We start from the raw sequence: 8,397 nt of genomic DNA on the forward strand, positions 1-8,397 counted from the left end.
TGGTGGTGAAGATGGCACAGTACGGTTGTGGGATAGCAAGGGCAAACCACTCTATCCCTTAACAGGTCATCAGGGTTTTGTCAAGTCAGTAGCAATAAGCACAGATGGTCAGACAATTGTCAGTGGTGGTGAAGATGGCACAGTACGGTTGTGGGATAGCAAGGGCAAACCACTCTATACCTTAACAGGTCATCAGGGTTCAGTTAATTCAGTAGCAATAAGCACAGATGGTCAGACAATTGTCAGTGGTGGATTTGATGACACAGTGCGGTTGTGGGATAGCAAGGGCAATGAACTAGCTACCTTAACAGGTCATCAGAATCCCGTCAACTCAGTAGCAATAAGCACAAAAGATCAGACAATTGTCAGTGGTAGTTCAGATGGCACAGTGCGGTTGTGGGATAGCAAGGGCAACCAACTCCCTACTTCAATAGGTCATCAGTTCCCCATTCTTTCAGTAGCAATAAGCACAGACTGTCAGAAAATTGTCAGTGGTAGTAAAGATGGCGCAGTGCGGTTGTGGGATAGCAAGGGCAACCAACTCCCTACCTTAACAGGTCATCAGGGTGCCGTCAATTCAGTAGCAATAAGCATAGATAGTCAGACAATTGTCAGTGGTGGTAATGATGGCACAGTGCGGTTATGGGATAGCAAGGGCAAACTACTCTATACCTTAACAGGTCATCAGGGTGCTGTTAATTCAGTAGCAATAAGCACAGATGGTCAGACAATTGTCAGTGGTGGTAATGATGGCGCAGTGCGGTTGTGGGATAGCAAGGGCAACCAACTCGCTACCTTAACAGGTCATCAGGGTTCCGTAAAATCAGTAGCAATAAGCACAAAAAATAAAACAATTGTCAGTGGTGGTTCAGATGGCACAGTGCAGTTGTGGGATATTAAATTTGAGTCTTGGTTGAAAGCTGGTTGTGAGCGATTACAGGATCATCCTGTTTTCCAAAATCCTCAAACTTCTGATGAGAAAGGAGCTAAGGCAACGTGTGAGCCATATTTGCGTTCATCTCGTTAAATAGCAATGTGATATGTCCGCCGCGAGTGGAACGGAGTGGAGCGTAGACCCCTCCCCTCCGGGGAATTCAAAGTTCAAAATTCAAAGTTCAAAAAAAAGAATTCTTAATTTTGAATTTTGAATTTTGAATTTTGAATTTGAGCGTTCGCGCAGCGTGCGCCTCTGGCGCTCAGCGAGTTTCGCAGCGGCAACAAAAGACCCCATAACCACGTCGGATTATGGGGACTTAAAACTACTATGAACAAGATGTGCTAGGATACCCCGCCCAAGGATAGCGGGGTGCGTGCCATCATTATTTAGTTAGGGATGGGTGAAGTGATTTATGCATTTTCGTCGTGGGGCGATACGCATGATTGTGTCTGCGCTTTGCGCGATAAGCCTCTGGCTTTAGCTTGTGCGTATCGCGCTAACAACAAAATCCCCTGCAATCCGTGTGGTTGTGGGGGATGGATGGGAGGGTGGCTGACGAAAGACCCCTAAATTTCAAACGTCAACTGACGTGCAGCGCCATCATCGACAAACCTCTGTTCGCCAACACCAACTAGTTCCACAATAACTTCACGCGTTGCGGGTGAAAAGTTACCCTCTCGTCCTCCAATTTCAACAATCGTTCGTTGCCCTTTTGAACAAACATGGTAAGTTGTTGTGCAAAAGGCTCCTGTTTTGTGCTCGAAGGTATGACCGTCATCTTCATAAAGTGTAAACTCACCTGTCCCCATCCAGATCCGAAGCCTGATCTGGTCTAAGGGACGTTCATCTACGTATTGCATGACTGGTGCCATCGGAATAATCGAGCCAGCACGAACATATAATGGCATTAGCTCAAGCGGTGCGTGTGCCAGGATGTGAATTGGTCCTTGAAAAGTCTCGCCACTCCACCAGTCGTACCAGGAACCTTCAGGCAAGTACACGGCACGGTGTTCAACACCTGGACGATAAATTGGTGCTGCTAATAATGAGGACCCGAGCATGACTTGGTCACAAAGGGTGAAAGTTTTCGGGTCATTGGGAAAATCATACAGCAGGGGGCGCAGAATTGGTGAGCCAGTGGTTGCGGCTTTCCAGAAGAGAGTGTAAATGTAGGGCAGCAGTTGATAACGCAGTTCGATGTACTCGCGGCAAATTTTTTCAACGCGATCCCCAAACGTCCAAGGTTCATGCTGTGCTGTCGTTAATGCTGAGTGTCCCCGCATCAAGGGGTAAAGCATTCCTACCTGCATCCAACGAGCAAATAGTTCAGCCGTCGCGTTACCCGCAAACCCCCCAATATCACTACCCACAAATGCGACGCCCGATAAACCCAGGTTACACATCATCGGTAGGGACATTTCCAGGTGTTCCCACAGGGATTGATTATCTCCCGTCCATACTGCAGACCAGCGCTGAATCCCAGCGTATCCAGCCCGTGTCAGAAAAAACGAGCGTTCTGTCGGACGAGATTTTTCAAGTCCCTGATAAGATGCCTGTGCCATCATTTGTCCATACAGGTTATGGGTTTCGGTGTGGGTAGTTCTCTCGTCACTTGGTCCTTGGGCAGCATCGAGGGGAAACGCAATCTTCTTACCAGGATCACCGAATGGACGGTCATCAAGTGTCGGTTCATTCATGTCATTCCAGATTCCAGCAACACCCACGTCGGTGAGACTATTTAGCAAACTTCCCCACCAATCTCTAACTTCAGGGCGTAGGAAATCAGCAAAGACGGCTTTATCGGGCCAGACATAGCCGTGAAATAGCTGACCATTCGTTTTTCTGATAAAATAGTCGTTTTTTAATCCCTCATCAAAAACTTTGTAATCTGCTTCTGGTTCGTACTTGACACCTGGGTCAACAATTGTCGTTACCTTGAAACCATCTTGCTTGAGATTGTCTATTAATTCTTTGGGGTTAGCAAATCGCTTCTGACTCCAGGTAAAAACCCGGTAGCCACTCATATAGTCAATATCGAGATGGATAACATCACAGGGAATGCGGCGCTGACGAAATTCATTCGCCAGTTTGCTGACTATATCTTGTGACTCGTAACTCCAGCGACACTGGTGGTAACCGAGTGACCATTTGGGTGGTAACGGCATTCTTCCAGTTAACTGGGTGTAAGTCTCAAGAATTTTTGCAGGTTCTGGTCCATAAATAATATAGTAATCCAGTTCACCCCCTTGAGTTTCCATCCGCCAAACTCCCGGTTGTTCTGCCCCCAAATCAAAGCGACTCCAAAAAGTCGTATTGAAGAAAAGCCCGTACCCCAATCCAGGACGTAATGCGATGAAAAAAGGAATCGCCTGGTACATACTGTCTGTCAGGACATCGTAGTCAATCGCATCAGATGTCCAGTTGGTTCTCACTTTTGAACGCTGATCGAGTAAGCCAGTGGGTTCACCGAAACCATAAAAATGTTCATCAGCTTCAATCCGTTTCCAGCCAGCAATGGTACCAGTCCGCCACCCCATCCCTGAGTCGGCATCGTGAGCAAAGGGCTGTCCGGATTTGTCAAAGCACTGGATACGACAAGGATTGCGGGACACAACAACGCGCAGCTGTTCAGTTTCAATTTCTATAGCCTCTGCTTTTTCTCGCACCTCAAACGGCACAGTGGGCCATTCTTCATCCGCCTGTGCGACTGCCCATGATCGCCGAGGTAAGAATTCGCTCGTTGGCGTCATTCTTACCCGAATGAGGTTCGGGGCTAGCACGCTAATGCTTAAACAGGGGTCGCCACATTTGAAGAGGATATGGCGATCGCTCTGTTGTATTGTTTGCACTCCCTCAAGAATTGACCAAGCCGGTTCGGTTGTGTGCAGTTGTCCAAAGTATTGCGGCATAATCCTGATTCAAAGACAATGACTTCGCCTCATTGAGGTTCACACGACCTACTGCCAAAAAGCTTGTATCATTAGGCATATATAGACTACACTGGCTATCTTCACATCAACCATGACTGATACACAAACTTGGTATATTGTCAAGCATTCGGCTGGTCATTGCGAAATAATCCCCAGTGACGAAGCAACCGAGGAAAAAAATCCAGAAATTATTGAGCAATGGGGGCCGTTTAGTTCCCAAGAAGAAGCCATTGCCCGCCGCGTAGGACTGATTAGATCGCTCAAGTGCCAACCAGTCTGAAGTCAAAAGACGTTTTAATTTTTTTCTGCCCTGTTGTTTCCTTTCTGTGCAATTTCTTTGCCGATCACTTCAACTGCTTTGGCAAACTGCGGATCTTGTAGGGTGGCAATTTTGTCGCGCTGTTTGAGCCATAGCTGTTCTCGCTGAGCAGTCGTCAACTCCACTTTGACATCTGGGTCGATTCCATGCTTATTAATATCGCGATTATTAGGAGTGTAGTATTTAGCAATTGTCACCGCCATTCCGGAACCATCGTCGAGAGGACGCACTGATTGCACTAAGCCTTTGCCAAAGGTCTGACTACCGACTATAACAGCACGCTTGTTATCCTGCAAAGCTCCAGAAAGGATTTCACTAGCACTTGCTGAACCTTTATCCACCAATACCACCAGCGGTTTATTTGTCAAAGCACGTCCATTTGCCACTTCTCGTTGTTCTTCTGCGAAGCGACCGTTAGTCAAGCGGCCCTTAGTGGAGACTATTGTGCCGTTAGTGATCCACATTCGGGCAATTTCGACGCTAGAGAAAAGTAAGCCACCAGGATTATTACGTAAATCCAGGACATAACCAGCGACTTGCTTATTCTCTAAATTTGTGATTGCTTGTTGCATTTCTTTACCAGCGTTAGCGCTAAACTGCTTCAAGCGAATATAACCAAGATTGCCTGCTGGAGTTTGTTTTTGAGAGTACTCGACTGGATGAATTTCAATCTTAGCTCTTGTAATGTTGAATTGTTTTTCCTGACTATTGCGCAAAATTGTCAAATTGACCGCTGTTCCTGCTGTACCTCGGATTAAGGATACTGCTTGATTGGTATCCATACCTTCGGTACTTTTTCCGTTGATTTTGGTGATGACATCTTTTGCCAAAATACCAGCTTTTGCAGCAGGTGTATCCTCAATCGGCGCAATTACAGTCAGCTTTTTCGTTTTCTCATCTAAACCAATTTGGATACCAATACCTGTCAGTTCTCCAGAGGTATCCACTTGCAGATTTTTGAACTCTTCTGGATCCATAAACCGAGTGTAAGGATCACCCAGCTTTTTGAGCATTTCGCGGATGGACTTGTAAGCCTGCTGCTTGTCGCTGTAGGACTTGTTCAGGTACTCACGACGAACAGCCGGCCAATCTAATTTATTAAAAGTACCATCTACATATTGGCGGTTTATAACTTGCCAAACTTCATCTATTAATTCCTTAGGACTTTCTTTAAATAAAGCTTGTCCTTGTGAGTGAATACCCAGGCCAGTGACTGCTATTGTTGTCAGTGTCACCGCTGTAGCACCCAAAACAAGTCCACTTCTTGTAATCACCATAATGACAGCTGTGCAAGACGCAAAATTTTCTAATCAGTATGCTCAATCTAACACAGGGTTTTGCACTAAAGACTGAGCATATTTTTTTATTTCATAAAAATGCTTTGTCATCCGGCGACTACTGATGTCGGCGGTACAAAATTTGTCGAAATTTGGAAACTTTTATGGATCTATCCAACGTCCATCTATCTTAATTAAGTTGATCAATTCTTCCACTCCTTTATCTTCTGGAACTTTTTTAATTTCTTCTCTTCCACGGTAAAGAGAAATGTATCCAGGCGTTTTGCCAACATAACCGTAATCAGCATCAGCCATTTCCCCAGGTCCATTCACAATACACCCCATGACTGCCACATCGAGTCCGGTGAGATGTTTAGTCGCTTCGCGGACTTTGTGCAGAACTTCTTCTAGGTTAAACAATGTCCGTCCACAAGAAGGACAAGCAACGTACTCCACCATTGTTTTGCGCAATCCCAAAGCTTGCAAAATACTGTAGCAGACAGGGATTTCTTTCTCTGGTGATTCCGTTAGTGACACGCGAATTGTATCGCCAATACCATCAGCTAAGAGAGTGGCAATACCAGCGGTTGATTTAATCCGTCCATACTCGCCATCACCTGCTTCGGTGACACCCAAGTGCAGAGGATAATCCATACCCAGTTCATCCATCCGCAGTGCCATGAGACGATAGGCGGCTAACATCACTGGTACTCGTGAAGCTTTCATAGAAATCACCAAATTGTGGAAATCTAAAGATTCACAAATGCGAATAAACTCTATTGCTGATTCCACCATACCTTCTGGGGTATCGCCGTAGGTGAACAGCATTCTTTCACCAAGAGAACCGTGATTTACCCCAATTCGCATAGCTTTGCCTTGATCACGCAAAGAAATCACCAATGGAGCCAAAGTTTCACGAATTTTTTCGCCAATATCGTTAAACTCAGCCTTAGTGTATTCGGTTCTGTTGGGGTTTGGCTTTTCAAATACATACAACCCTGGATTAATCCGCACTTTTTCTATGTGTTTGGCGACTTCCAAGGCGATTTTCATACCATTATGATGCACATCCGCAACAATAGGCACATCCTGGTAGGTTTTGATTAATTTTTGTTTAATCTCTGCCAACGCTTTGGCATGAGCCATACTGGGTACAGTAACGCGAACAATTTCGCAGCCAATTTCATGAAGACGGCGAATTGCTGCGACTGAACCATTTATGTCTAGGGTATCTTCGTTAATCATTGACTGCACTACCACAGGGTAGCCACCCCCAATGATGACATCGCCTACTTTGACTGGACGGGTTTTGCGCCGTTTGATCGTGGTGTCAAAGGTGGGTTGAAGATTTGCAGTGTTGGAAGTTGTTAGCGTAGGCAGGGTTTGCATATCCTGTTAAGTAAAATTTTGGTAGCAAAGATATCCAGTTGGAAAACATTCTGTTTCCCAGATTGCCACATGAAGGGGTAGTTTGAGTAATGAAGTTGAAAAAAAAGCAGGAAAAAAGTGAAAAAATGAGTGGGGGAGGAGAGGGAGTGGAGAAACAGGTAAAAATGACTATTGAATCATCTAAAATCCAAAATTCAAAATCTCAAATTCCTCTCAACGATAGATGTTATCAACAGCAGCTATGATTTTATGAGCCAATTATTAATTTCTGTCATTCATTCTATTCTTGACAGTGAGGCTTTAATTGACACTGTACTGCGCCATTACCCCATCAGCGATATCCGTAACTGCAAACTATACAAACGAGGTCTTAACGATACGTATTTGGTGGAAACTGATCAACAAAGATATATTCTACGAGTTTATCGGCGTGGGTGGAGAAATAAGCAAGAAATTGATTTTGAACTGGAACTGTTAGCGTTTCTACACGAGCAGAAACAGTCGGTTGCATACCCTATTGTAAGAAAAGATGGCGTTTTGACAACAGAAATTGCTGCACCAGAAGGAACGCGTTACGTGGCTGTGTTTTCCTATGCAGCAGGACATGCAGTCAATGAAAAGCTTGATGGGATACAAAGCTATCGTTTAGGAGAAGCACTGGCAAAAATTCACCAGACACTAGACAAGTTCAAAAGTAGTTTTACTCGCCCTGCTTTGAAAAGTGAATACTTGCTAGATTGGTCATTGGAAGCAATTGCACCTCTGTACCAACACAGAAAACGCGATATGAACTATCTGCAAAAACAGGTAGACAAAATAAAAAAGCAGTTAGAAGAATTTAAACTACCTTTGTTAGCACCAGCTTATGGAATTTGTGTTGGCGATGTTCATTCAGGAAATGCCCATTTCACGGAACATAATGAGCCAACTTTATTTGACTTTGACCAGTGTGGTTACGGGTGGCGTGCTTTTGATATTGCAAAATTTTTGCACGTTGCAATTAGGATGAAAATAGATGTTTCAGTTAGAAATAGTTTTCTCGAAGGTTATCAGTCAATTCGTAAACTGAGTGAGAATGAACTATCATCAATTCCTGTGTTTATTAAAGCTGCCCATATCTGGGTTATGGGAATTAACACAAATGCAGTTGGCGATGTTTTGCCGTATGGCTGGTTCACTGAGGAGTGGATTGATGAACGTTTAGCAATGTTAAAAAGTTTGTAATACAATGAATTTTCAATCATAACAAATACTTGTTTTGTAGTTTTCAAAAATCAGTAATGGTAAAAGTTTCTTTTCAAGAACTTAAAAACATAATATTAGCAGGTTATATTTGTTTCCCTGCTTAGTATGGAAACGAGTAAAAGCTAGATCAAATGATGGAAAAAATGTTAACAAATGCGGCACTGTGCCTAAAATTACTATTGAACTAACGGAAGAACTTTCTTACCAATTGGAGATAGTAGGCGATCTGCCGAACGCGAGTGCGTGCGCTTTGCGCTTAGGCAGCAGCGTTTGCGCAGCGCCAAAGTCTGCCGGGGGGAT

6 protein-coding genes are annotated in these 8,397 nt (G+C 44.4%); 3 read left to right on the top strand and 3 right to left on the bottom strand.

The window, feature by feature from the left end; genetic code table 11:
* On the top strand, positions 1-1,027 hold a 1,027-nt coding region (locus AC5590_RS10230; protein WP_169268609.1), incomplete at its 5' end, for a WD40 repeat domain-containing protein.
* A 476-nt stretch (positions 1,028-1,503) separates the two neighbouring features.
* Here AC5590_RS10230 and AC5590_RS10235 read toward each other — a convergent pair.
* Positions 1,504-3,846, bottom strand: a complete 2,343-nt coding sequence (locus tag AC5590_RS10235) for a glycoside hydrolase family 31 protein (protein WP_169268610.1) — start codon at positions 3,844-3,846, stop codon at positions 1,504-1,506.
* A 112-nt stretch (positions 3,847-3,958) separates the two neighbouring features.
* On the opposite strand from AC5590_RS10235, the gene AC5590_RS10240 reads away from it, so the two are divergent.
* Entirely contained in the window at positions 3,959-4,147 is a 189-nt protein-coding gene (locus AC5590_RS10240; protein WP_169268611.1) for a transposase, read from the top strand.
* 14 nt (positions 4,148-4,161) lie between these two features.
* Here AC5590_RS10240 and ctpC read toward each other — a convergent pair whose 3' ends face one another.
* Both ctpC and ispG read right to left on the bottom strand, forming a co-directional pair.
* Positions 4,162-5,463 carry a carboxyl-terminal processing protease CtpC gene (gene ctpC / locus AC5590_RS10245; RefSeq protein WP_169268612.1) on the bottom strand — a complete coding sequence of 434 codons (1,302 nt, stop codon included), beginning with the start codon at positions 5,461-5,463 and terminating at the stop codon, positions 4,162-4,164.
* Positions 5,464-5,625: 162 nt separating this feature from the next.
* Complete coding sequence (gene ispG / locus AC5590_RS10250; protein ID WP_169268613.1) at positions 5,626-6,852, bottom strand: (E)-4-hydroxy-3-methylbut-2-enyl-diphosphate synthase; 1,227 nt, start codon at positions 6,850-6,852, stop codon at positions 5,626-5,628.
* Between the two features lie 171 nt (positions 6,853-7,023).
* Between ispG and AC5590_RS10255 the strand changes: the two genes are divergently transcribed.
* On the top strand, positions 7,024-8,076 hold the full coding sequence (locus AC5590_RS10255; RefSeq protein ID WP_211178760.1) for a phosphotransferase enzyme family protein: 1,053 nt from the start codon (positions 7,024-7,026) through the stop codon (positions 8,074-8,076).
* Positions 8,077-8,397 lie beyond the last annotated feature (321 nt).

The organism is Brasilonema octagenarum UFV-OR1 (assembly GCF_963888615.1).
Classification (GTDB): Bacteria; Cyanobacteriota; Cyanobacteriia; order Cyanobacteriales; family Nostocaceae; genus Brasilonema; species Brasilonema sennae.